Source organism: Kluyvera sp. STS39-E, assembly GCF_040932435.1.
Lineage (GTDB): Bacteria > Pseudomonadota > Gammaproteobacteria > Enterobacterales > Enterobacteriaceae > Kluyvera.
Map to the genome: position 1 here is coordinate 155,232 of NZ_JBFQGA010000002.1, position 23,783 is coordinate 179,014.

Consider the following 23,783-nt stretch of genomic DNA (forward strand, 5'->3'; position numbering starts at 1 on the left):
CTACGCTTATCAGGCCTACTATCTACGCGCATCAAGACGTTGCAATGAATAGCTCGCGCAGCTTGTGCAGTTGATCGCGCGCCTGCGCGGCCTCTTCGAATTCCAAGTTCTGCGCATGCTTCATCATCTGCGTTTCCAGCGCCTGAATTTGCTGCTGCAGCGCTTTCGGCGTCAGGGCTTGGATATCTGGCTCAACGATAGATGCAGCGCCACGCGACTTACCACGCCCCTTCGCCTTGGTCTTCGCCAGCCCCTCGCCCATCGCCAAGATATCGACTACGTCTTTAACGAGACCCTGCGGCACGATGCCGTGTTCTTCGTTATAGAGTTGCTGCTTCTCTCGACGACGTTCGGTTTCGCCAATCGCCTTCGCCATCGACGCGGTAATTCGGTCACCGTACAGAATCGCTTTACCGTTGATGTTACGCGCAGCACGACCAATGGTCTGAATCAGCGAACGTTCGGAACGCAGGAAGCCTTCTTTGTCGGCATCAAGAATTGCCACCAGCGAAACTTCAGGCATGTCCAGCCCTTCACGTAGCAGGTTGATACCCACCAGCACGTCGAATTCCCCCAGACGCAGGTCGCGAATGATTTCCATGCGTTCTACGGTATCGATATCAGAGTGCAGATAACGCACCCGCTCGCCGTGCTCTTCAAGGTAATCGGTGAGATCTTCAGCCATACGCTTGGTCAGCGTCGTCACCAGCACACGCTCGTTAATGACTGAACGCTTGCGAATTTCCGACAGCAGATCGTCGACCTGAGTCCCTACCGGGCGGACTTCAATGATAGGGTCCAGCAGGCCGGTTGGACGGACGACCTGGTCAATGACGTCACCGCCGGATTTCTCCAGCTCATAGTTGCCCGGCGTCGCCGAGACATAGATGGTCTGCGGCGCCAGTGCTTCAAATTCTTCAAACTTCAATGGGCGGTTGTCGAGGGCCGACGGCAGTCGGAAACCATACTCAACCAGTGTCTCTTTACGCGCCCTATCACCACGGTACATGCCGCCAATCTGCGGGATCGTCACGTGCGATTCGTCGATAACCAGCAGGCCATCGGCCGGCAGGTAGTCAAACAACGTCGGCGGTGGTTCTCCCGGCCCGCGCCCGGAGAGGAAGCGTGAATAGTTTTCGATGCCCGAGCAGTAACCCAGCTCGTTCATCATTTCAAGGTCAAACTGAGTGCGTTGACTCAGGCGCTGTTCTTCCAGCAGCTTGTTGTTGGCCAGCAGCACTTTGCGGCGGTCAGCCAACTCGACTTTGATCTCTTCCATCGCCTGCAAGATACGTTCACGCGGCGTCACGTAGTGGCTTTTCGGATAGACCGTATAGCGCTGCAGCGTCGATTCAATATGCCCGGTTAGCGGATCAAACAGCGACAGTCGTTCAACTTCTTCGTCAAACAGCTCAACGCGCAGCGCAAGGTCATCGGACTCCGCAGGGAAAATGTCGATAACTTCGCCGCGTACGCGGAAGGTCCCACGCTGGAAGGCCTGATCGTTACGGGTGTACTGCAAATCAGTCAGCCGGCGCAAAATGGCCCGCTGGTCGATAATGGTGCCCACCGTCAGGTGCAGCATCATTTTCAGATACAGGTCAGGATCGCCCAAGCCGTAGATGGCGGAAACCGATGCAACCACGATCACGTCGCGACGCTCAAGCAATGCTTTGGTCGCTGACAGGCGCATCTGATCGATATGTTCGTTAACGGCGGAGTCTTTCTCGATAAAAGTATCGGAGCTCGGGACGTAGGCTTCCGGCTGGTAGTAGTCGTAGTAGGAGACAAAGTACTCAACGGCGTTCTCTGGGAAGAAGGCCTTCATTTCGCCATACAACTGCGCTGCCAGCGTTTTGTTTGGCGCCAACACCATCGTTGGCCGCTGGAGATCGGCAATGACGTTAGCCACGGTAAAGGTTTTACCCGAACCGGTCACGCCCAGCAGCGTCTGGTGGGCCAGGCCGTCTTCCAGCCCTTCTTTCAGGCGTGAAATGGCAACAGGCTGGTCGCCTGAGGGACTAAACGCGGAATGTAACTTAAAGGGTTTACTCATGGACAACGCTACCTGATAACTGATGGCCGGGCTGGAGATTAATTCTACTCGCCACGTACAGATTTGCCAATAAAAAATACTGGATATAAAACCAGTGATGCATTATCGTATTTCGTGTACTCGTCACGATAACAGGCAAGAGCGGCTGAAATTTCTCCTCAGACCAGATAAAACACCAGCCAATTGAGGTTATCCCCAGAACATTTTCTCTTTTAACATTTGTCAATATAGGTCATGAAAGTTTTATGGCAACTGACAGCACTTTTTATGACGCCATTGCTTTTATCTATCTTATTGATAATCAAATGAATCATGTAAAAGATGCGTTTCGCGTCAATTCGGGTGAAAGCCGCATGCTCTCTCGTTCACCACGAGTTTTCTAACCCTAATACACAGGGTTATCCACAGGAATAGTGGATAACTGCCTCTAGCCCCTATCCCCCGCCACCCGGCGATTTGCGCAACGTCGACGCAAAGCGATGGCAAATATTTTTTTTCCCGCTGTTTTTGATTTTTATCAGCGAAAAGGCGTAGCTATTTTAAGGGAATTTTGAGCGATTCTTTTACGTTTTCTGCGGGTTAGCGCTTACGAATGAAGATAACCCGCCAAGTAGGTTAAAGCGCGTCAAGAGAAAGGTAATGCCCCAGCGATTGCGATTCTACCGTATCGCCAAGCCACGGTATTTCGCCCAGTAAAGGCGCGGGCAACATCCGCACCAGCGTACTGAGATATTCCGCATGTCGTCGTCCTGGCGGCGTGACATCGTTCGCAATCCAACCCGCTAACCGCAATCCTGCCTGCTGTATCGCCTGCGCCGTCAGTACCGCGTGATTAATACAGCCAAGCTTCACGCCAACAACCAGAATCACCGGCAACTGTTCAGCCTTCACCCAGTCCGCCAGCGTTAACGTCGGCGACAGCGGCGTAAACCAACCGCCCGCTCCTTCAACCAGCACCCAGTCCGCTTTCGCTTCCAGCGCGCGTAATCCCGCTGACAGTACGCTGGCCTCAATCGGCCGCTGTTCGTCTGCACTGACGATATGCGGCGACGTCGGCTCTGCGAAGGTGTAAGGATTGACCTCAGGGTAATCAAGCGGCAGTACGCTGTTGCGTTGCAGCGCAAGCGCATCGCTATTGCGCAACCCATCTGCCGTCATTTCGCTGCCGGAGGCGACCGGTTTATAGCCCGCGGTGCGGCGGCCCAGCAGCCGAGCGGCCTGTAAAAGCGCGGTGCTGGCAACGGTTTTACCCACTTCGGTGTCAGTCCCGGTTACATAGTAGCGTTCAATCACGCGTTATCACTCCTGTAAAAAGATGGTAGGTCAGCGGACATTCGCCCGCCTGCGACGGCCACGCGAGTTGAAGCTGCCGTAGCCTACCGCGCGTCAGCGGCTGGCTGCTTCGCCCCTCGTGGAGGTGCGTCGCGCCAATCCCCTTCAGCGAGCGCATCGCGCTTAACGCATCGGGGAACGGCAATGTGATAGAGGTTGAAGTGCTCTGATGGCGATAGCCAGCCAGCGCCTCACGCAACGTCTCTTCAGGCAAAAAACGGTTGGCATGCGGATGGTTGTCGATGGCGCGCCAAGCCTGATTAAGTTCCGGTAACGAGCCGGCGGTCAGCGTGGTAAATGCCACCACGCCACCGGGAACAATTTGACGGCAAAGTCCAGCTAGCGCCACGTGGAGATCGCTGCACCATTGCACGGCCAGATTGCTCCATACCAGATCAAATCCCGCTTCAGGCAGCGGAATATCCTCGATATCAGCCTGCACGTAGCGGTCGGCTACCTGCTGACTCTGTGCCTGTTGCAGCATTTCGCCTGACAGGTCCAGCGCGGTAACGTGGCTGCCTTTGTCGCGCCAGTAGCGGCTGTAGCTCCCTGGACCGCATCCGGCATCCAGCACCCTTGGGAATCGCTGCGCCGGCAGTTGGCTTAGCAGCTGCGCGGCGCTCAGACGCTGGAGTTCATCATGCTGATGGTAGTGGGTTGCCGCGCGTCCAAACGCCGCGGCCACCGCCTGTTTATCCACGCTCGCCATGCAAAACCTCCAGCAGATGCGCAATATCCTGTGGCTCGTGCGCGGCGGTAAGCGTCAAGCGCAAACGCGCGGTGCCCGCAGGCACCGTTGGCGGACGAATTGCCGTCACCCAACAGCCCTGCTCACGCAGTCTGTCAGCCAGTTGCAATGTGCGCGAGTTTTCGCCGACGACAAGCGGCTGGATAGCGCTTTGCGAGCCGGTCAACGGATACGCCAACCCACTGGCCCCGAGGCGGAATTGCGCCACATGCTGCGCCAGCTTTTCGCGCCGCTGCTGACCATCGTCGCTTTGGATAACGCCAAGCGCCGCTTGTAGCGCCACGGCCTGCGCAGGCGGCATAGCGGTGCTGTAAATCAAATGGCGGGCAAATTGCAGGAAGTAGTCGGCCACTGTTTGACTGCACAACACCGCCGCGCCGCTTAAGCCGAATGCTTTGCCAAAGGTGACAATCAACAGTTCGGGTTTCACGCCTTGTGACTGACAACTACCGCGACCGTTTACCCCGTCAACGCCAATGCCGTGGGCATCATCAACCATCAGCCAGCCGTTGGCCTCACGGGTGACGCGAGCAATATCCGCCAGCGGCGCACTGTCGCCGTCCATGCTGAATACGCCTTCCGTGACCACCAGTTGCTGCCCCGCTAGCGGCGCGGCAAGCAGACGCGAGAGATGCTGGCTGTCGTTGTGCTGGAAACGTCGTAGCTGTGCCGGGCTTAACGCCGACGCTTCGAGCAACGAGGCATGGCTAAGCCTGTCGGCAACAATGCGATCTTCCCGCCCGGCAAGCGCGGCAATCACCGCCTGATTGGCGGCGAAACCAGAAATAAACAGCAGCGCCCGGTCGTAGCCCAGCCAGTCGGCAAGCTGTTCTTCCAGATGCTGATGCGCCTGATGGTAACCGGTCACATGACCGGAGCCGCCAGAGCCGACACCGTAGTGCTCCGCGCCCTGCTGCCAGGCCTGGATAACCCGCGGATGCTGGCTAAGCCCCAGATAATCATTGCTGGAAAAGTTAAGGTAACGGCGGTCGTCACGCACCAGCCAACGTCCAGCCCCTTGCGCTAAGGGCTGACGCTGACGAAGCGTGTTTGTTTCCTGGCGTTCTGCGACGGCCTTAGCAATTCGCTGCTGCCAGCTCATACCGCCGCCGCGTTGTAATAATCCTCGGTGTCCGGCGTCATCAGCGCCTGTTCCAAACGCTGCTGCTGCTCGTTGTCACCCGCGGTAACCATCGTTTGCTGCGGATTGATCCCCAATTTGCGGAATAACTGCAGATCTTTGTCCTCTTCCGGGTTCGGCGTGGTCAACAGCTTGCAGCCGTAGAACACCGAGTTGGCGCCCGCCATAAAGCACATTGCTTGGGTCTGTTCGTTCATCTGTTCACGACCGGCGGAGAGACGCACGTGCGAGGTCGGCATCATGATCCGCGCCACGGCGATGGTGCGAATAAAGTCGAATGCATCAACGTCTTCGTTATCCGCCAGCGGCGTTCCTTTCACCTTCACCAACATGTTGATCGGTACGCTTTCCGGCGGCGTCGGCAAGTTGGCAAGCTGCAGCAACAGCCCCGCGCGGTCGGTGACAGTTTCACCCAGCCCAACGATACCACCGGAGCACACTTTGATCCCGGCGTCACGCACCTTATCCAGCGTATCCAGACGTTCCTGATAGCTGCGGGTGGTGATGATATTGCCGTAAAATTCCGGCGAGGTGTCGAGGTTGTGGTTGTAATAGTCCAGCCCCGCAGAAGCCAGACGTCCGGCTTGGCTATCGGACAATGTGCCCAACGTCATACAGGCTTCCAGCCCCATCTCTTTCACGCCCTGCACCATCTGCTCAAGGTACGGCATATCGCGTTCGTGCGGGTTTTTCCACGCCGCCCCCATGCAAAAACGCGTCGAGCCAGCGAGCTTCGCTTTGCGCGCAGAGTCGAGCACCTGTTCCACTTCCATCAGACGCTCGCTCTCAAGCCCAGTTTTATAGCGCGAGCTTTGCGGGCAATATTTGCAGTCTTCCGGACAGGCACCGGTTTTAATCGACAGCAGCGTGCTGACCTGTACCTGCTGAGGGTCGAAATGTTGGCGGTGAACCTGCTGCGCTTCAAACAGTAAATCAAGCAGCGGTTTATCAAAAAGAGCGGTGACCTGCGACATTGTCCAACGTAAAGGGTGAGCCATTGGCTTCTCCGGGGGTTTTGTTAATTTTCGGTTCGGTTTATACTCGTAAACCTAAAACTTTTCAAAATGGTTTACAAGTCGATTATGACAACGGACGATCTCGCCTTCGATAAGCGCCATATCTGGCATCCCTACACCTCAATGACCGCACCGTTGCCGGTTTACCCGATTGTCTCCGCCGAGGGTTGTGAGCTACAGCTTGCCAGCGGCGAGCGACTGGTTGACGGCATGTCATCCTGGTGGGCGACCATTCATGGCTACAATCACCCGCGTTTGAACGCCGCGATGAAGACGCAGATTGACCAGATGTCGCACGTGATGTTTGGCGGGATAACCCACCCTTCCGCCGTTGCACTATGCCGAAAGCTGGTCGCAATGACGCCCGAACCGCTGGAGTGCGTATTCCTCGCCGATTCCGGTTCGGTGGCGGTGGAGGTGGCGATGAAGATGGCCTTGCAGTATTGGCAGGCTAAAGGCGAGTCACGTCAGCGTTTTCTGACCTTCCGCAACGGTTATCACGGCGATACCTTTGGCGCGATGTCGGTGTGCGACCCGGATAACTCGATGCACAGCCTGTGGAAAGGTTACCTGCCGGAAAATCTGTTTGCGCCAGCGCCGCACAGCCGATTTGATGGCGAGTTTGATGAGTACGATATGGTGGCATTTGCGCGCCTGATGGCCGCGCATCGTCATGAAATTGCTGCGGTGATCCTCGAGCCTGTCGTGCAGGGCGCAGGCGGCATGCGCATGTATCACCCCGAGTGGTTGAAGCGCATCCGCAAAATGTGTGACCGTGAAGGTATCTTGCTGATTGCCGACGAGATTGCCACCGGCTTTGGTCGCACTGGTAAACTATTCGCCTGCGAGCACGCAGGTATCAGCGCCGATATTTTGTGTTTGGGCAAGGCATTGACCGGGGGCACGATGACCCTGTCAGCCGCCATCACCACGCGTGAAGTGGCAGAAACCATCAGCAACGGCGAAGCGGGCTGCTTTATGCACGGGCCAACCTTTATGGGCAACCCGTTGGCCTGCGCCGTCGCCGCCGAAAGCCTCGCTATCCTTGAGAGTGGCGAATGGCAAACGCAGGTCGCCGCCATTGAACAACAGCTCAAACGCGAGCTTGCGCCAGCCGCCGATTCAGAACACGTCGCCGATGTACGCGTGCTGGGGGCAATCGGCGTTATCGAGACCCGTTTCCCAGTTAACATGGCGTTGTTGCAGCGATTCTTCGTCGAGCAAGGTGTATGGGTTCGGCCGTTTGGTCGGTTGATTTATCTGATGCCGCCATATCTCATTACCAAAGAGCAGCTCACTAGGCTAACGCGCGCGGTCTGTTTAGCCGTCTGTCAGGAAACATTTTTTATCCAATAAGCAGCAGCAACCGCAGGCAATACCCGCTACACTCCTTTGTTAATCAGTGGATTAACAAAGGAGGCAGTCAATGAAATTAGTCAGCCACGATCTACGTGACGGCGAGAAACTTCCCCAGCGTCAGGTCTTCAACGGGATGGGCTATGATGGCGAAAATATCTCCCCGCATCTGGCCTGGGACGACGTGCCCGCTGGAACCAAAAGCTTTGTCGTAAGCTGCTATGACCCCGACGCGCCAACCGGTTCCGGCTGGTGGCACTGGATCGTTGCTAACATTCCCGCAGACACCCGTGAATTGCCAACCGGCAGTGGTTCAGGCTTGGTGAATTTACCCGCAGGTGCACTGCAAACCCGCACCGATTTCGGTAAAGCAGGCTACGGCGGCGCAGCCCCGCCGAAGGGCGAAACCCATCGCTATATTTTCACCGTACATGCGCTCGGCGTCGATAAAATTGACGTTGATGAAGGTGCCAGCGGTGCAATGGTTGGCTTTAACGTGCACTTCCATAGCCTAGCGAGCGCTTCAATTACCGCGCTGTTCAGCTAATCACGCGCCGCACATAACGGCCCTACAGGGGAAACTCTGTGGGGCTTTTTTACAGTTGTGATCGTTCGGTTGTAATTTTATGACGTAAATACGGCTGCGGGGGGACTAAACGGGGACCGGCGAGGAGCCGCCAAAAACATCTTGTGAATATGATCACAATTCAAAAACAAAGACGTCAAAAACGAAGGTGATCTTAATCACAAAAAATGGCGTTTTTACGCCTTGATTTTAACTTTGTAGCAGACTTACAGCTTTTAATGTGATCAATGTCACTTAAAAGGTGCTTTTGCAGGGGTGGCTTTAGTGATCGGCATCACAAATACCCCTCGAGTACGCGAGATGAATACGGCGTGATAGAGTCGATTTTGCATACAGAACGACTGGATGGTTTTTGGCGAAACCACCACAACTATGACGACGCGTAACATCATTACGCGCACCACGAGGGGTGTTTTATGTTATCACCAGATATCAAGGTCAAGGTACAGAATTTTGGCCGCTTTCTCAGCAATATGGTGATGCCCAATATTGGCGCATTCATTGCCTGGGGTTTGATTACCGCTTTATTTATTCCTACGGGCTGGCTGCCCAATGAGACATTGGCCAAGCTAGTTGGCCCAATGATCACCTATTTACTGCCATTGTTAATCGGCTATACCGGTGGTCGTCTTATCGGCGGCGAGCGCGGTGGCGTGGTCGGTGCCATCACCACCATGGGCGTTATCGTCGGCGCAGATATGCCGATGTTTATGGGCGCAATGATTGCGGGGCCGCTCGGCGGCTGGGCGATTAAGCGCTTCGACCGTTGGGTTGACGGCAAAATCAAAAGCGGTTTTGAGATGCTGGTGAACAACTTCTCGGCCGGTATTATCGGTATGCTGCTGGCGATGATTGCCTTTATGGCGATTGGTCCGATGGTGGAGGTGCTGTCAAAGGTATTGGCATCAGGCGTTAACGTCATGGTGCAGCACAACCTGCTGCCGCTGACCTCCATCTTTGTAGAACCGGCGAAAATCCTGTTCCTCAATAATGCGATTAACCACGGTATCTTCTCGCCGCTGGGGATTCAGCAGGCAACGGAAACCGGTAAATCTATCTTCTTCTTGATTGAAGCAAACCCAGGCCCAGGTCTTGGCGTTCTGCTGGCATATATGTTCGTCGGTAAAGGTAGCGCGAAGCAATCTGCGGGCGGCGCGGCAATCATTCACTTCTTTGGCGGCATTCATGAAATCTACTTCCCGTACGTGCTGATGAATCCACGCCTCATTCTGGCGGTAATTCTGGGCGGGATGACCGGCGTGTTTACGCTGACACTGTTCAACGCGGGTCTGGTTTCCCCGGCTTCCCCTGGTTCCATCTTCGCCGTGCTGCTGATGACTCCGAAGGCATCGCTGATTGGCGTCGCGCTTTCTATCCTCGCCTCTACGCTGGTCTCCTTCCTCACCGCCTCCATGCTGCTCAAGCGCGTTCGTGTCGGTGATGAAGAAAGCAACGGTTTATCCGAAGCGACCCGCCGTATGCAGGCGTTAAAGCAGCAGTCTAAATCTGGCGGCAAGCTTTCTGGCGAACAGCCACAGCCTGCACCGGCCCTTGATTTGTCGAAAGATCTGCAGCATGTGCGTAAAATTATCGTCGCCTGCGACGCCGGAATGGGCTCCAGCGCCCTCGGTGCGGGTGTGTTGCGCAAAAAAGTTAAGGACGCCGGTCTTAGCCACATTTCAGTGACCAACTGCGCTATCAACAGCTTGCCGGAGGATGTGGATCTGGTGATTACCCACCAGGATCTTACCGAGCGTGCGATGCGCCATGCGCCACAAGCCATGCATATTTCGCTGAGCAATTTCTTGGATAGCGGGTTGTATACCGACCTCACGACTCGTCTGCTGGCCGCCAAAATGCCACCTGCGGCGAACGATAATCGTCTGATTAACCAAACGATTATTGCCGCCAACGACGAAGCATTCGACACAGCCGAGCGCGATGAGAACCTGTTCAAACTTAGCGCCGACAATATTTTCCTGAACTTAACCGCCGACAATAAAGCCCAGGCAATCCGTTTTGCCGGTGAAATGCTGGTCTCCGGTGGCTACGTGGAGCCAGACTACATTGATGCCATGCTGGCGCGAGAAGCTTTAACCACCACCTATCTGGGAGAGTCCATTGCCGTACCGCACGGCACCGTAGAAGCCAAAGACCGCGTGCTGCGCACCGGGATTGTTATTTGCCAGTATCCACAGGGCGTTCGATTCGGCGATGAGCCGGACGAGGTGGCCCGATTGGTTATCGGCATTGCAGCCCGTAATAACGAGCACGTGCAGGTCATCGCCCGTTTAGCCAACGCGCTGGATGATAAAGACGTTATCGAGCGTCTGACGCAGACCACCAGCGTGCAGGAAATTTTGCAGCTCCTGTCCGGCGAGCAAGCGGCATAAGGGTACGGGGGTTATTGGCCCCCGATACGGATAGACTTTTTTGGAGTCAGTGTTATGAAAGCAATTCATTTTGGCGCAGGGAATATTGGTCGGGGTTTTATCGGCAAGCTGCTGGCGGACGCACAGGCGGAATTAACCTTTGCCGATGTTAACCAGCCATTGATCGACCAGTTAGCCCACCAGCAGCACTATCAGGTCAACGTGGTCGGAGAGCAGGCGCGAGTTGAGCAGGTCAGCCACATCCGCGCCATTAACAGTAACAGCCCGGACGCCATCCAACAGATTGCGCAGGCCGATATGATAACCACCGCGGTCGGCCCGCAGGTGCTTAGCAAAATCGCCAATACGCTGGCGCTGGGTTTGATTGCCCGTCACGACAGCGGCAATCAGCAGCCAATGAATATCATCGCCTGTGAAAATATGGTGCGCGGCACCAGCCAGCTAAAAAATCATGTTTTACAGGCCATCCCTACCGAGCTGCACGCTTGGGTTGAAGAACACGTGGGTTTTGTCGACTCTGCCGTCGATCGTATCGTTCCCCCAAGTACCGCCGCCAACGATGATCCCCTTGACGTGACGGTGGAAACCTTCAGTGAATGGATTGTCGATAGCACCCAGTTTAAAGGTCAGTTGCCGAATATTGCCGGAATGGAACCTACCAGCAATTTAATGGCCTACATTGAGCGGAAACTGTTTACCCTCAATACCGGTCACGCCATTACCGCGTATCTTGGCCAACTGGCAGGACATCAAACGATCCGTGATGCCATTCTTGATGCGGAAATTCGCCAAGTCGTCAAAAGCGCGATGACGGAAAGCGGTGCGGTATTGATCAAACGCTATGGCTTCGATCCAAAGCAGCACGCGGCCTATATCGACAAGATTTTGACGCGTTTTGAAAACCCCTATCTGCATGATGATGTCGAACGCGTAGGCCGCCAGCCATTGCGCAAACTGAGCGAAAGCGATCGTCTGATCAAACCGTTGCGTGGGACGCTGGAGTATGGACTGCCCCACGCTAATCTGGTGATGGGTATTGCGGCAGCATTAAGCTTCCAAAGCCACAGTGATCCGCAGGCACAAGAACTGGCAACGCTTTTACAAGATAAGGGCATCATTAACACCATCATTGAAGTTTGCGGACTTAACGACGAGCCAAACCTTGTCGCACAGATAGCGAATGTGTATAACGCCATGCAACGCAAGGCATGATGCCACCCGAGTGGTTGGCGCTGTCGTAAACCGGCAGCGCCAGATTAAGAAGGATAAGATGAAACACAATCGCCTGCGCTTAGCTGCGCAACCCGAAGAAAAAGCGCATCGTCCAAAGGCTCCCGCCCGCGAAACGCCGAGAGCCGCGGAATATGAAACCACGATGATGACGACAATGGACGAATCTAATCTTTATAAAAGCCAGGCCGTTGAGAATCGAATTTTAGAAAGGCTCAATGCGCGTCAGACGCTGACAGGGTTCATTCAGACCGCCGTGGGATTATTGGCCGAAGCGGTAGACCTGCTGATTCTGCAGGCCTTTCGCAAGGATGACTACGCCGTAAAGTATGCGGTTGAGCCGCTTTTAGAAGGCAGTGGACCACTGGCGAATCTGTCAGTTCGCCTAAAACTTATCTACGCGCTGGGCGTGATCACCCGCGACGAGTATGAAGACGTTGAACTTCTGGTGGCGCTGAACAACGAACTGCTGCAAGAGAACAAGATTTACAGTTTCACCGACGATGAAATCCTTGGGCCGATAAACATGCTGCACTGCATGACGGCACTGCCACCGCAGCCTACGCTGCATATGCCGGAAGATGTCGTTGATGATGCGCTGATTACCATGCAAGAACAGCGCTATCAGCAAATGGTTCGCTCAACGCTTGTGCTCAGCATCACCGACTTAATTACCAGCCTAACGCACAAAAAAGCATTTTAGACGGTCGTGACCAGAAACCAGACTCCCCACAACGGGCCTATCATCCCGTTGCCCTACTGCTATTTATTGCCAAAAATCTCCCAGAGCGTTCCCACTGAGGTAAGTCGCCAATAAAACAGGTGATTTATTTGCCAGTACATCTTCCCGTTTCGCTCAACTTAGTATAAAAAGGCTGCTTTTATAGGATTATAAATTCACTTAATTAGCCTGGAGCAACATGAACACTTTATCGGTTTCTCGTCTGGCGCTGGCATTGGCTTTTGGCGTGACACTGACGGCTTGCAGCTCAACGCCTGCGGATCAGCGTCCATCTGACCAGGCCGCCCCTGGAACGTCTTCCCGTCCGGTACTGTCAGCAGACGAAGCGCAGAACTTCACCGCCGCGCGTTATTTTTCATCACTGACGCCTAACGCTGCCGCTTGGTCACCATCCACTATCGCTATTCCAGCGAAAGCAGACTTCGTGGTTGGCCCTGCTGGTACAGCGGGCGTGACGCATACCACTATCCAGGCCGCGGTTGATGCCGCCATTACTCGTCATAGCAGCGCGCGTCAGTACATTGCGGTGCTGCCGGGTGAGTATCAAGGCACCGTGTATATCCCAGCCGCTCCGGGCAGCGTGACCATTTATGGTACCGGCGATAAAGCCGTTGACGTGAAAATCGGCCTTGCCATTGATTCTGAAATGAATACGGCAGACTGGCGTCGTCTGGTGAATCCAGGCGGTAAATACATGCCAGGCAAACCGGCGTGGTACATGTTTGATAACTGCCAGAGCAAGCGTAGCGCCAGTGTCGGCGTGATGTGCTCCGCCGTTGTCTGGTCGCAAAACAGCGGTCTGCAGCTGCAGAACCTGACCATCGAAAACAACCTGGGCGACAGCGTTGATGCGGGTACCCATCAGGCAGTAGCACTGCGCACCGATGGCGACAAAACCCAACTGAACAACGTCAACATTTTGGGTCGTCAGAATACTTTCTTCGTCACCAACAGCGGCGTTGATAACCGTCTGCAAAACAATCGCCAGACCCGTACGCTGGTTAGCAACAGCTACCTTGAAGGCGATGTAGATATCGTTTCCGGCCGTGGCGCCGTGGTGTTCGATAACACCGACTTCCGCGTGGTGAACTCCCGTACCCAGCAGGAAGGCTACGTGTTCGCGCCGGCTACGCAATCCAACATCTTCTACGGCTTCTTGGCAACCAATAGCCGCTTTACCGCAGCCGGTGACGGCGTGGCACAACTGGGCCGCTCTTTGGATGTCGACAGCAACACCAATGGTCAGGTTGTTATCCGCGATAGCGTGATTAACGAAGGCTTTAACGTTGCGAAACCATGGGCAGACGCTGCCGTTTCCAAACGTCCATTCAGCGGCAATACCGGCGCACAGGATGAAAAAGGCCAGGCCAAACGCGATCTGAACGATCGTAACTTCAACCGCATGTGGGAATACAATAACCGCGGCGTGGGAAGTCACGTGGTGGCTGAGCCGAAGCAGTAATATCTTCTTAAGTGAAAAAGGCCCATGAAATCATGGGCCTTTTTTTAACTGTCGCCCTGATGAGGGCAATGCCGGATGGCGGCGTGAACGCCTTATCCGGCCTACGCGTAAAAATGATTAATACGCGTTAACCACCACCCACATTGGGCCTTGGCCGACCGCATAACGCCCTTTCTCCTGTAGCAGACCTTGCTCACCGGCAATCTCATATACAGAAATGTGGTGTGATTTCTGTCCGGCTGCCACCAAGTATTTACCGCTGTGATCGATGTTAAAGCCACGCGGCTGGGTTTCAGTTGGCTGGAAACCTTCTAATGACAGCACGCTGCCGTCTTCGGAGACGCTAAACACCGTAATCAGGCTAGAAGTACGATCGCAGGCGTACAGGTGACGACCATCCGGCGTAATGTGGATATCTGCCGCCCAGCGGGTATCAGAGAAGTCTGCAGGCATCATATCCAGCGTCTGCACGCACTCAATTTTGCCGTACGGATCCTTCAGCTCCCAGACGTTAACGGTGCCGTTTAGCTCATTCACGCAGTAAGCATACTGTTCGTTTGGATGGAACACCAGATGACGTGGGCCTGCGCCTTCAACGGTGGTCACTTCTGCCGGGGACTGCTGTGCGAGGAAGCCATCATCACTCAAAGTGAACAAACAAATACGGTCCTGCTTCAGCGCGGGCACCCACAGCGTACGGTTGTCCGGGGAGATATTCGCCGAGTGGCAGCCATCCAGACCGTCCACCACCGTTACGGTATCGCGCGGCAGGCCATCTTCCAGACGGATAACACTGACGTTGGCCTGATTGTAGGAGGCGCTAAAGACAAAGTTGCCTTTACGGTCAGTGGAAATATGCGTTGGGCTGCCCGGCAGCGGTGCTTCGGCAGCAAAGGTCAGTGCACCGTCGTCCGGGGCAATCCGGTAAGCCAGTACGCGGAACTCTGGACGGACGCCGACATACAGAAAGCGTTTATCGGGGCTCACGACCATCGGCTGAACTTGGCCTGGAACATCAACCACCTGCACCAGCGTCAGGCTGCCATCGTGGTTCAGCGTCCACACGTGAATTTGCTGGCTTTCCGGACTGGCGGTATAAACGGTCTGTTTCATGAATACTCCTTTTACGAAAGCGTAGAATAAGCGGCAACGTATCGTGGCCTGCTTCACATCATTTTGCCGCACAGGCATCTCGGTGTACCATCCTGCACAGCGAATTTTCTCATTAACGCGAGACCTGACTATGACTGCACGTGTAATTGCCCTGGATCTGGACGGAACGCTCCTGACGCCAAAAAAAACTCTGCTGCCCTCTTCTGTGGAAGCGCTGAATCGAGCCAGAGCCGCAGGCTATCAATTAATGATTGTGACCGGTCGTCACCACGTTGCCATTCATCCTTTTTATCAGGCACTGGCGTTAGATACACCTGCAATTTGTTGTAATGGCACTTATTTGTATGATTATCAAGCGAAAAAAGTGTTGGATGCCGATCCGATGCCAGTGGAAAAAGCACAACAATTGATTCATCTGCTTGATGAACACCAGATCCACGGTTTGATGTACGTCGACGATACCATGATGTATCAGCACCCAACCGGACACGTTACCCGCACCAGCAACTGGGCACTGACGCTGCCAGAAAACCAGCGTCCGTCCTTCACCCAAGTCGATTCTCTCGCCCAGGCCGCCCACGAGGTCAAAAACGTGTGGAAATTCGCCCTGACCGACACCGATGGCCAGAAGCTACAGAACTTCGCCAAACACGTTGAGCAGACGCTGCAACTGGAGTGCGAATGGTCATGGCACGATCAGGTGGATATCGCACGCCAGGGTAACAGCAAAGGTAAACGCCTGACGCAGTTCGTTACCGCACAGGGCTGGTCAATGCAGGATGTCATTGCCTTTGGCGACAACTTTAACGATATCAGTATGCTGGAAGCCGCCGGAACCGGCGTGGCGATGGGCAATGCCGACGATGCAGTGAAAGCACGCGCTAACGTGGTGATCGGCGAGAACACCACGGATGCTATCGCCGATTACATCAACAAGCACCTACTGTAGTCAGGCGGTGATGGACACGCTTTTGACCTGCGCATAGAGCCACTGGCCTGGCTTCACCGCCAGGTCATCTCTTGCCCAAGGGCTAATGCGCGCCCACAGTGTACGCCCACTTACATCGAGCTGGACTTCCACTTGGCCGTTATCGTCGTAGCATTGCAGGACTTTGGCATGCAGTACGTTACGAATGCTGGTGTGCGCAGAGGGTTGCAACACCAACGATACATCGGTCGCCTGAATACGTATGCGTACCGCACTTTGCAGCGGTTGATCCAGTTTATTTACCCAGATGTGCTGGTCGCCCAGCGCCAGCGCCGTCATTGAGTAATGTGGATGATGTTCCAGCACCGTCACGCGCAGAATACTGCTTTGCTGATCCTGCGGCAGCCAAGGGTGCATCACGCTGCTTCCCCACACCTCTTCCAGATTACCGAAAGCTTTGACCTGCCCGCCTTCCAGCACTAACACCTTATCCGCCAAATGCAAAATCTCGTCCAACGAGTGGCTGACATAGAGCATCGGGATGTTTATCTCACGCGCCAGCCGTTGCAAATACGGCAGCAGTTCGCGTTTACGCGGAATATCGAGTGAGGCGAGCGGCTCATCCAGCAGCAGCAGTTCAGGCGCCGTCAGTAGCGCCCGACCGATAGCCACGCGCTGCTTTTCGCCCCCGGAAAGGCTGCCTGGCAGTCTTTCCAAAAGCGGCTCAATTCCCAACAGCGCCACCAGCTTATCAAACTGGTCCGTCATGCTTTTCGCCATGCCGTAACGCAGATTCCCGCGCACCTTATAGTGCGGAAACAGTCGGGCATCTTGGAAAACATAACCGATACGCCGCTTCTCCGGTGCCAAGCACACGCCCTGCTCAACATCGTTTAGTACGCGGTCGTTGAGGACAATGCGTCCCTTCTGCGGCTGCGTCAGCCCGCTAATGGCGTTGATAAGCGAGGTTTTGCCGGCCCCGGATACGCCAAAGACGGCGGTAATACCGGAAGCGGGCAGAGATTCGTTAATTTGCAGACAGTGCGTGCCCAGGATCTGGCTAAAATTCAGCTCCAGCATCGGTTACGCCCCTATCCGTTGGCGGCTAATACGCGCAAGCCATTCAGAAATCATCAGTGAAATCAGCGCCAATACGATGGAGATCAGGCACAGACGCGCCGCTGCGCTTTCGCCGCCCGGAGTCTGAATGAGCGTGTACATCGCCGAGGGAATGGTGCGGGTTTCGCCGGGAATATTAGAAACAAACGTAATGGTGGCGCCAAATTCGCCCAGCGAACGAGCAAACGCCAGCACCGTGCCGACGATAATACCGGGCAACATCAGCGGCAGCGTGATAGTGCAAAATACCCGCCAGCGCCCGGCACCCAGCGTGCGAGCGGCCTGTTCAAGCTTGATGTCTACGCCTTCCAGCGCCAGACGAATCGCCCTGACCATCAGCGGGAACGACATTACCGCCGCTGCGAGCACCGCACCGCGCCAGCTAAAGGCAAAGGTCAGGCCAAACCAGTCATACAGCCAACTGCCGATGAAACCTCGTCGCCCCATCGAAATCAGCAACAGATAACCGACCACCACCGGTGGTAACACCAGCGGTAGATGGATAAGACCATCGAGTAAAGCCTTGCCGGGGAAGTTGCGGCGCACCAGCAACCAGGCAAAGAAGATCCCAAACGGCAGGCTGAATACCACGGCCAGGGATGACACTTTTAGGCTCAGCAGAACCGCCTGCCATTCGGGATCGGACAATATCATTAGCGAGTTGTGAATCCGTAACGTTTAAATATTTCAGACGCCTGCGGCCCTTTCAGGTAGTCATAAAACGCCGAGACGGTTGCATTTTTGTGGCCATCGGTAATGGCAATCGGATACTCCACCTTCTTGTGAGAATCTTCCGGGAAGGTGCCGACGACTTTAACACCTTTGCTGGCCACTGCGTCAGAGCCGTAAACAATACCCAACGGTGCTTCGTTGCGCTCAACCAGCGCCAGTGCACCACGGACATCCTCTGCAGGTGCCAGTTTCGGTGACAGCGTTTCCCATGCGCCCAGCTTTTGCAGCGCTTCTTTCGCATAAATGCCGGCCGGCACGTGGTCCGGATCGCCAACCGCGAGGCGGCCGCCTTTCAGCAGACTGGTCCAGTTGGTTTTCGCATCAATGGTGATATCGCCCTGCTCGCTGGCTTTCGGCGCAACGACGACGAGGCTGTTACCCAGCAAAGTGGCACGGGTCGCGGTATCGATAGCTTTCTTATCAACCGCGTAGTCCATCCATTTCTGGTCAGCAGAGATAAACAGATCGGCCGGTGCGCCCGCTTCAATCTGGCGTGCCAGCGTAGAAGACGAAGCAAAAGAGGACACCACGTCAACGTTCTTCTCTTTTTTATACTCTTTCGCAATATCCTGCATCGCGTTAGTCAGCGATGCGGCAGCAAAAACGGTAATTTTTGCTTCATCCGCCAGCGCGTGACCCGCAACGGAAAGCGTCAATGTTGCCCCTGCAAACAAACGTAACCATGAACCTGTCATTTGAAACTCCTGTGAGTACCGTTGTATATATAAAAATACAGCGCAGAGTATAGGGGTTTTCAGGCATTAATGCATTACAGATACAAGATTGAATACGTTAATTACAGGAGGTTATCGGCAGAAGTGTGAAATGCTTAATAGTAAAACGCCCGACTAATGCGGGCGTTTTAGGGGGAATCAGTGATTTTGCTGGCTGCGATCTTTGTGACCGACGCCGGAGAAAATGTTGAACACTTCCCCCAGACCGTAAATCAACCCTAGGATGACAGCCATCACTACGGGCACCATGATTACGGCAAATACCAGACTTTTCAACAGCTCTAACATGGCTTACTCCAGACATTGTGATGCGGCTATTGTAACCGGATAACGCAGAAATACACTCCCTTTTGTGCGGTGCGCTTTGCGTATGCGTCCATTTGGGTCAAAATACCCTTTTTCTTGCCAGGATACTCTTATGCAGGCCGAAATCCTTCTTACTCTCAAGCTGCAACAGCGTCTGTTCGCCGATCCGCGCCGCATTTCTCTCCTCAAACAAATAGCACAAACGGGTTCTATCAGCCAGGGAGCTAAAAATGCGGGCATCAGCTATAAGAGCGCCTGGGACGCCATCAACGAAATGAATCAGCTCAGCGAGCAGTCGCTGGTCGATCGCGCCACCGGCGGTAAAGGCGGCGGCGGCGCGGTGCTCACCCGCTACGGTCAGCGGCTTATTCAGCTCTACGATCTGCTGGCGCAAATTCAGCAAAAGGCTTTCGATGTGTTGAGTGACGACGATGCGCTGCCGCTGGACAGCCTGTTGGCCGCCATCTCTCGCTTCTCACTGCAAACCAGCGCCCGTAACCAATGGTTTGGTACCGTCACGCAACGCGACCACCAGCAGGTACAGCAGCATGTGGATATTCTTCTGGCTGACGGCAGCACGCGTCTGAAAGTGGCCATCACCGCCCAGAGCGGCGAGCGCCTGGGGCTCGATGAAGGTAAAGAGGTACTGGTTCTGCTGAAAGCGCCGTGGGTCAACGTGACGCGCGATCCGGCAATCGCCGCCGAAGCCGACAACCAGCTTGCCTGCCGCATTAGCCATATTCAGCGCGGTGACGAACAGTGCGAAGTGCTGATGGCGCTGCCGGATGGGCAAACTCTTTGCGCGACCCTGCCGCTGCTTGATGCCGAAACGCTGGAAGAAGGCGCTGATGTCATAGCATTCTTTAACGCCGATCGCATCATTGTTGCCACGTTGTGCTGATGGCATTGACATTGCGCGCCTGAGGACGTATCCCTGATGCATATCGCTGCAAAAAATGGGATACATCATGTCATCATTGCAAATTTCGCAAGGCACGTTTCGTCTAAGCGACACAAAAACATTAAAAATTGAGCAATTAACGCTGCGTGCTGGCGAAAGCTGGGCCTTTGTCGGCAGCAACGGTAGCGGCAAATCCGCACTCGCACGAGCGCTCTCCGGCGAGCTTTCCTTACTTTCCGGCAGCCGCGAATGCCAATTCTCGCGTATCACTCGCCTCTCCTTCGAACAGCTACAAAAGCTGGTTAGCGATGAATGGCAGCGCAACAATACCGACCTGCTCAGCCCCGGCGAAGATGATACGGGGAGAACCACAGCACAAATTATTCAAGACGAAGTGAAAGACCCAGCGCTGTGCGCGACGCTTGCTGCACAATTTGGCATCGGCCATCTGCTGGATCGGCGATTTAAATACCTTTCCACCGGCGAAACCCGCAAAACCTTACTTTGCCAAGCGCTGATGGCGCAGCCCGATCTGCTTATCCTTGATGAACCGTTTGATGGCCTTGATGTTGCATCGCGGCAACAGCTGGCGGAACATCTGGCTACCCTACATGAAGCGGGCTATACGCTGGTACTCGTACTCAACCGCTTCGATGATATCCCTGACTTTGTGCCGTTTGCTGGGGTGTTGGCGGACTGTACGCTGACGGAGATCGGTGAGAAAAAAGCTCTACTGGCACAGACGCTAATCGCCCAGCTCGCCCATAGCGAAAGGCTCTCGGGTATGGCCTTACCGGAACCTGACGCCCCATCGGCGCGGCTTTCTCTTCCCGAGAACGAACCTCGTATCGTCCTCAATGATGGCGTGATTTCGTATAACGATCGTCCGATTATCAATCACCTGAGCTGGACGGTAGCCCCTGGTGAACACTGGCAGATTGTCGGCCCGAACGGTGCGGGGAAATCCACGCTGCTAAGCCTTGTCACCGGCGACCATCCGCAGGGCTATAGTAACGATCTGACGCTCTTTGGCCGCCGTCGCGGCAGCGGTGAAACCATCTGGGATATCAAAAAGCATATCGGCTACGTGAGTAGCAGCCTGCATCTGGATTACCGGGTGAGCACCACCGTGCGCAACGTTATCCTTTCCGGCTACTTCGACTCTATTGGCATTTATCAGGCGGTGTCCGATAAACAGCGTAAACTGGTCGATGAATGGCTGCATATCCTTGGGATGGATACCCGTACTGCCAATGCTCCGTTCCACGGACTGTCGTGGGGGCAACAGCGTCTGGCGCTGATCGTCCGCGCGTTGGTGAAACATCCGACGCTGCTGATTCTTGATGAACCGCTACAGGGGCTGGACCCGCTTAATCGCCAGGTCGTACGCCGCTTTATCGACGTGCTGATTAGTGAAGGGAAAACGCAGCTGCTGTTTGTTTCACACCATGCGGAAGATGCGCCGGAGTGCATTACTCATCGCCTAGAGTTCGTGGCGGACGGCGAAGGCTATCGCTATGAGATTGGCCCGCGAAGCATCTAACCACTGAGTCAGTGCCGGATGGCGGCGCACGCGCCTTATCCGGCCTACATCCGATGACGTCGTTGGTAGGCCTGATAAGCACAGCGCCATCAGGATTTTTCAGATTTCCTGCACATCAAAACAATACTCGCATGATTTAGAATAGTTTTTCGCTCGTATCGTCCGTCATTTCCTCTTGTGTAAACGATACCACTAATTTAGCCCATGTCACACTTTTGGCTTCTCTGTTATGCTAAGGTTATTCCATGCCATAAGCTTAACGGAGCTCAAAATGAAAGTACTGGTTACAGGTGGTAGCGGTTACATAGGAAGCCACACATGCGTACAGTTGCTGCAACAAGGTCACGACGTCATCATCCTCGACAACCTGTGCAACAGTAAACGCAGCGTACTGCCGGTTATTGGTCGTCTGGCGGGTAAGCAGGCGACGTTTGTTGAAGGCGATATCCGTAACGAAGCGCTGATGACCGAGATTCTGCGCGATCACGCCATTGAGGCGGTGATCCACTTCGCCGGCTTGAAAGCGGTAGGTGAGTCCGTCCAAAAACCGCTGGAATATTATGACAACAACGTCAACGGTACTTTGCGTCTGATTGCCGCCATGCGCGCCGCCAACGTCAAAAACTTCATTTTCAGCTCTTCGGCAACCGTCTATGGCGACCAGCCAAAAATCCCTTACGTTGAAAGCTTCCCAACCGGTACCCCGCAAAGCCCATACGGCAAAAGCAAACTGATGGTGGAGCAAATTCTTACCGACCTGCAAAAAGCACAGCCAGAGTGGAGCATCGCCCTGCTGCGTTACTTCAACCCGGTTGGCGCACATCAGTCCGGTGATATGGGCGAAGATCCGCAGGGCATCCCAAATAACCTGATGCCTTATATCGCCCAGGTCGCCGTTGGCCGCCGTGAATCGCTGGCAATTTTTGGCAACGACTACCCTACTCCAGATGGCACCGGCGTACGCGACTACATCCACGTGATGGACCTGGCCGATGGACACGTTGCGGCGATGGAAAAGCTGGCGAATAAAGCAGGGGTTCATATTTACAACCTCGGCGCAGGCGTGGGCAGCAGCGTGCTTGATGTGGTCAACGCGTTCAGCAAAGCCTGCGGTAAGCCGATTAACCACCACTTCGCGCCACGTCGCGATGGCGATCTCCCGGCCTATTGGGCCGATGCCACCAAGGCCGATAAAGAGCTGAATTGGCACGTAACTCGTAATCTTGATGAGATGGCGCAGGACACCTGGAACTGGCAGTCCCGTCACCCTCAGGGCTATCCAGACTAAGGATTTTGTGATGACACAATTTAACCCCGTCGACCATCCACATCGCCGTTTTAACCCATTAACCGGCCAGTGGATCCTTGTTTCACCGCATCGTGCAAAGCGCCCATGGCAAGGGGCACAAGAGACACCAGCAAAACAAACGCTGCCCGCGCACGATCCGGATTGCTTCTTATGCCCGGGTAATACTCGGGTGACGGGTGATAAAAATCCCGACTACACCAGCACTTATGTCTTTACCAACGATTTTGCCGCGCTGATGACCGACACGCCGGACGCGCCGGAAAGCAACGATCCGCTCATGCGCTGCCAAAGTGCGCGCGGCACCAGCCGGGTTATTTGCTTCTCGCCAGACCACAGCAAAACGTTGCCGGAGCTAAGCCTCGATGCCCTGCAATCCGTGGTGAAAACCTGGCAGGAGCAAACCGCCGAGCTCGGCCAAAAATACCCGTGGGTGCAGGTCTTTGAAAACAAAGGCGCTGCGATGGGTTGCTCGAACCCGCATCCGCACGGCCAGGTCTGGGCAAACAGCTTCTTGCCTAACGAGATTGACCGCGAAGACCGCCTGATGCGCGAGTATTACGGCGAGCATAAAACACCGATGCTGATGGACTATGTGACGCGTGAGCTTGCCGATGGCAGCCGTACCGTCGTAGAAACCGAGCATTGGCTAGCCGTAGTGCCTTACTGGGCGGCTTGGCCGTTTGAAACGCTGCTGCTGCCGAAAGCCCACGTGCTGCGTATTACCGACTTGACCGACGCCCAGCGCGATGATTTGGCGCTGGCACTGAAGAAATTAACCAGCCGTTACGACAACCTGTTCCAGTGCTCATTCCCCTACTCAATGGGCTGGCACGGCGCGCCGTTCAACGGTGAAGACAACCAACACTGGCAGCTGCATGCGCACTTCTATCCGCCGCTGCTGCGTTCCGCCACCGTGCGTAAGTTCATGGTTGGGTACGAAATGCTGGCAGAGACCCAGCGTGACCTGACGGCAGAACAAGCGGCCGAGCGCCTGCGCGCGGTCAGCGACATCCATTTTCGCGAATCCGGAGAATAA

General features: G+C 54.9%; 22 protein-coding genes. 12 read left to right on the forward strand and 10 right to left on the reverse strand.

The genetic code is table 11. The features are described 5' to 3' along the window. Nucleotides 1-31: 31 nt before the first annotated feature. Nucleotides 32-2,056, reverse strand: coding sequence for an excinuclease ABC subunit UvrB (gene uvrB, locus AB4K05_RS04280; protein ID WP_368478781.1), 2,025 nt, complete (start codon nucleotides 2,054-2,056; stop codon nucleotides 32-34). Between the two features lie 245 nt (nucleotides 2,057-2,301). Between uvrB and AB4K05_RS04285 the strand changes: the two genes are divergently transcribed. Beyond that, nucleotides 2,302-2,439, forward strand: a complete 138-nt coding sequence (locus AB4K05_RS04285) for a hypothetical protein (RefSeq protein WP_368478782.1) — start codon at nucleotides 2,302-2,304, stop codon at nucleotides 2,437-2,439. Nucleotides 2,440-2,671: 232 nt separating this feature from the next. Here AB4K05_RS04285 and bioD read toward each other — a convergent pair whose 3' ends face one another. Genes bioD through bioB form a run of 4 tightly spaced genes read right to left on the reverse strand, consistent with a single transcriptional unit; the run spans nucleotide 2,672 to nucleotide 6,275 of the window. After that, entirely contained in the window at nucleotides 2,672-3,349 is a 678-nt protein-coding gene (bioD, locus tag AB4K05_RS04290) for a dethiobiotin synthase (RefSeq protein WP_368478783.1), read from the reverse strand. After that, nucleotides 3,342-4,097: a malonyl-ACP O-methyltransferase BioC gene (bioC, locus tag AB4K05_RS04295; protein WP_368478784.1), complete on the reverse strand. Its 756-nt coding sequence runs from the start codon at nucleotides 4,095-4,097 to the stop codon at nucleotides 3,342-3,344. The genes bioD and bioC overlap by 8 nt, the downstream gene beginning before the upstream one ends. Continuing rightward, on the reverse strand, nucleotides 4,081-5,238 hold the full coding sequence (bioF, locus tag AB4K05_RS04300; protein ID WP_368478785.1) for an 8-amino-7-oxononanoate synthase: 1,158 nt from the start codon (nucleotides 5,236-5,238) through the stop codon (nucleotides 4,081-4,083). The genes bioC and bioF overlap by 17 nt, the downstream gene beginning before the upstream one ends. Then, nucleotides 5,235-6,275: a biotin synthase BioB gene (gene bioB / locus AB4K05_RS04305; protein WP_368478786.1), complete on the reverse strand. Its 1,041-nt coding sequence runs from the start codon at nucleotides 6,273-6,275 to the stop codon at nucleotides 5,235-5,237. The genes bioF and bioB overlap by 4 nt, the downstream gene beginning before the upstream one ends. Nucleotides 6,276-6,359: 84 nt before the next feature. Between bioB and bioA the strand changes: the two genes are divergently transcribed. The 6 genes from bioA to AB4K05_RS04335 all read left to right on the forward strand — a co-directional run bounded on the left by bioA (nucleotide 6,360) and on the right by AB4K05_RS04335 (nucleotide 14,062). Continuing rightward, on the forward strand, nucleotides 6,360-7,649 hold the full coding sequence (gene bioA / locus AB4K05_RS04310; RefSeq protein ID WP_368478787.1) for an adenosylmethionine--8-amino-7-oxononanoate transaminase: 1,290 nt from the start codon (nucleotides 6,360-6,362) through the stop codon (nucleotides 7,647-7,649). Nucleotides 7,650-7,719: 70 nt separating this feature from the next. Beyond that, nucleotides 7,720-8,196: a kinase inhibitor gene (locus AB4K05_RS04315; RefSeq protein ID WP_368478788.1), complete on the forward strand. Its 477-nt coding sequence runs from the start codon at nucleotides 7,720-7,722 to the stop codon at nucleotides 8,194-8,196. A gap of 455 nt (nucleotides 8,197-8,651) precedes the next feature. Continuing rightward, a complete protein-coding gene (locus AB4K05_RS04320; protein ID WP_368478789.1) occupies nucleotides 8,652-10,628 on the forward strand; it encodes a PTS mannitol transporter subunit IICBA in 1,977 nt (658 codons plus the stop codon). A 54-nt stretch (nucleotides 10,629-10,682) separates the two neighbouring features. After that, nucleotides 10,683-11,840, forward strand: a complete 1,158-nt coding sequence (locus AB4K05_RS04325; RefSeq protein ID WP_368478790.1) for a mannitol-1-phosphate 5-dehydrogenase — start codon at nucleotides 10,683-10,685, stop codon at nucleotides 11,838-11,840. Nucleotides 11,841-12,003: 163 nt separating this feature from the next. Next, nucleotides 12,004-12,561 (forward strand): MltR family transcriptional regulator, encoded by a 558-nt coding sequence (locus AB4K05_RS04330; protein WP_368479157.1) that lies wholly within the window; start codon nucleotides 12,004-12,006, stop codon nucleotides 12,559-12,561. 217 nt (nucleotides 12,562-12,778) lie between these two features. Further along, on the forward strand, nucleotides 12,779-14,062 hold the full coding sequence (locus tag AB4K05_RS04335) for a putative acyl-CoA thioester hydrolase (RefSeq protein WP_368478791.1): 1,284 nt from the start codon (nucleotides 12,779-12,781) through the stop codon (nucleotides 14,060-14,062). A 117-nt stretch (nucleotides 14,063-14,179) separates the two neighbouring features. On the opposite strand, the gene pgl is transcribed toward AB4K05_RS04335, so the two are convergent. Then, nucleotides 14,180-15,175, reverse strand: coding sequence for a 6-phosphogluconolactonase (gene pgl / locus AB4K05_RS04340; RefSeq protein ID WP_368478792.1), 996 nt, complete (start codon nucleotides 15,173-15,175; stop codon nucleotides 14,180-14,182). 130 nt (nucleotides 15,176-15,305) lie between these two features. Between pgl and AB4K05_RS04345 the strand changes: the two genes are divergently transcribed. Then, nucleotides 15,306-16,124 (forward strand): pyridoxal phosphatase, encoded by an 819-nt coding sequence (locus AB4K05_RS04345; RefSeq protein WP_368478793.1) that lies wholly within the window; start codon nucleotides 15,306-15,308, stop codon nucleotides 16,122-16,124. On the opposite strand, the gene modC is transcribed toward AB4K05_RS04345, so the two are convergent. The 4 genes from modC to AB4K05_RS04365 form a co-directional block, all read right to left on the reverse strand. After that, complete coding sequence (modC, locus tag AB4K05_RS04350; protein WP_368478794.1) at nucleotides 16,125-17,183, reverse strand: molybdenum ABC transporter ATP-binding protein ModC; 1,059 nt, start codon at nucleotides 17,181-17,183, stop codon at nucleotides 16,125-16,127. A 3-nt stretch (nucleotides 17,184-17,186) separates the two neighbouring features. Beyond that, the gene (gene modB / locus AB4K05_RS04355; protein ID WP_368478795.1) at nucleotides 17,187-17,876 is read right to left on the reverse strand and encodes a molybdate ABC transporter permease subunit; all 690 of its coding nucleotides are present in this window, start codon (nucleotides 17,874-17,876) and stop codon (nucleotides 17,187-17,189) included. Next, nucleotides 17,876-18,649 (reverse strand): molybdate ABC transporter substrate-binding protein, encoded by a 774-nt coding sequence (gene modA, locus AB4K05_RS04360; RefSeq protein WP_368478796.1) that lies wholly within the window; start codon nucleotides 18,647-18,649, stop codon nucleotides 17,876-17,878. Before modA ends, modB begins: the two co-directional genes overlap by 1 nt. 177 nt (nucleotides 18,650-18,826) lie before the next feature. Further along, entirely contained in the window at nucleotides 18,827-18,976 is a 150-nt protein-coding gene (locus tag AB4K05_RS04365; RefSeq protein WP_368478797.1) for an AcrZ family multidrug efflux pump-associated protein, read from the reverse strand. 130 nt (nucleotides 18,977-19,106) lie between these two features. Between AB4K05_RS04365 and modE the strand changes: the two genes are divergently transcribed. From modE to galT, 4 genes are all read left to right on the forward strand, one after another. Next, nucleotides 19,107-19,895: a molybdenum-dependent transcriptional regulator gene (gene modE / locus AB4K05_RS04370; protein WP_368478798.1), complete on the forward strand. Its 789-nt coding sequence runs from the start codon at nucleotides 19,107-19,109 to the stop codon at nucleotides 19,893-19,895. Nucleotides 19,896-19,962: 67 nt separating this feature from the next. Next, entirely contained in the window at nucleotides 19,963-21,438 is a 1,476-nt protein-coding gene (gene modF, locus AB4K05_RS04375) for a molybdate ABC transporter ATP-binding protein ModF (RefSeq protein WP_368478799.1), read from the forward strand. A gap of 271 nt (nucleotides 21,439-21,709) precedes the next feature. Then, nucleotides 21,710-22,726: a UDP-glucose 4-epimerase GalE gene (gene galE / locus AB4K05_RS04380; RefSeq protein ID WP_368478800.1), complete on the forward strand. Its 1,017-nt coding sequence runs from the start codon at nucleotides 21,710-21,712 to the stop codon at nucleotides 22,724-22,726. Nucleotides 22,727-22,736: 10 nt separating this feature from the next. After that, on the forward strand, nucleotides 22,737-23,783 hold the full coding sequence (gene galT, locus AB4K05_RS04385; protein WP_368478801.1) for a galactose-1-phosphate uridylyltransferase: 1,047 nt from the start codon (nucleotides 22,737-22,739) through the stop codon (nucleotides 23,781-23,783).

Bases quoted from the DNA above. Each gene is read 5' to 3' on its own strand.
- modB (WP_368478795.1), bottom strand. From the start codon at position 17,876: ATGATATTGTCCGATCCCGAATGGCAGGCGGTTCTGCTGAGCCTAAAA.
- AB4K05_RS04315 (WP_368478788.1), top strand. From the start codon at position 7,720: ATGAAATTAGTCAGCCACGATCTACGTGACGGCGAGAAACTTCCCCAG.
- modC (WP_368478794.1), bottom strand. From the start codon at position 17,183: ATGCTGGAGCTGAATTTTAGCCAGATCCTGGGCACGCACTGTCTGCAA.
- bioC (WP_368478784.1), bottom strand. From the start codon at position 4,097: ATGGCGAGCGTGGATAAACAGGCGGTGGCCGCGGCGTTTGGACGCGCG.
- uvrB (WP_368478781.1), bottom strand. From the start codon at position 2,056: ATGAGTAAACCCTTTAAGTTACATTCCGCGTTTAGTCCCTCAGGCGAC.
- modA (WP_368478796.1), bottom strand. From the start codon at position 18,649: ATGACAGGTTCATGGTTACGTTTGTTTGCAGGGGCAACATTGACGCTT.
- modF (WP_368478799.1), top strand. From the start codon at position 19,963: ATGTCATCATTGCAAATTTCGCAAGGCACGTTTCGTCTAAGCGACACA.
- pgl (WP_368478792.1), bottom strand. From the start codon at position 15,175: ATGAAACAGACCGTTTATACCGCCAGTCCGGAAAGCCAGCAAATTCAC.
- bioA (WP_368478787.1), top strand. From the start codon at position 6,360: ATGACAACGGACGATCTCGCCTTCGATAAGCGCCATATCTGGCATCCC.
- AB4K05_RS04320 (WP_368478789.1), top strand. From the start codon at position 8,652: ATGTTATCACCAGATATCAAGGTCAAGGTACAGAATTTTGGCCGCTTT.
- modE (WP_368478798.1), top strand. From the start codon at position 19,107: ATGCAGGCCGAAATCCTTCTTACTCTCAAGCTGCAACAGCGTCTGTTC.
- bioF (WP_368478785.1), bottom strand. From the start codon at position 5,238: ATGAGCTGGCAGCAGCGAATTGCTAAGGCCGTCGCAGAACGCCAGGAA.
- AB4K05_RS04345 (WP_368478793.1), top strand. From the start codon at position 15,306: ATGACTGCACGTGTAATTGCCCTGGATCTGGACGGAACGCTCCTGACG.
- AB4K05_RS04325 (WP_368478790.1), top strand. From the start codon at position 10,683: ATGAAAGCAATTCATTTTGGCGCAGGGAATATTGGTCGGGGTTTTATC.
- AB4K05_RS04365 (WP_368478797.1), bottom strand. From the start codon at position 18,976: ATGTTAGAGCTGTTGAAAAGTCTGGTATTTGCCGTAATCATGGTGCCC.
- galE (WP_368478800.1), top strand. From the start codon at position 21,710: ATGAAAGTACTGGTTACAGGTGGTAGCGGTTACATAGGAAGCCACACA.
- AB4K05_RS04285 (WP_368478782.1), top strand. From the start codon at position 2,302: ATGGCAACTGACAGCACTTTTTATGACGCCATTGCTTTTATCTATCTT.
- galT (WP_368478801.1), top strand. From the start codon at position 22,737: ATGACACAATTTAACCCCGTCGACCATCCACATCGCCGTTTTAACCCA.
- AB4K05_RS04335 (WP_368478791.1), top strand. From the start codon at position 12,779: ATGAACACTTTATCGGTTTCTCGTCTGGCGCTGGCATTGGCTTTTGGC.
- AB4K05_RS04330 (WP_368479157.1), top strand. From the start codon at position 12,004: ATGATGACGACAATGGACGAATCTAATCTTTATAAAAGCCAGGCCGTT.
- bioB (WP_368478786.1), bottom strand. From the start codon at position 6,275: ATGGCTCACCCTTTACGTTGGACAATGTCGCAGGTCACCGCTCTTTTT.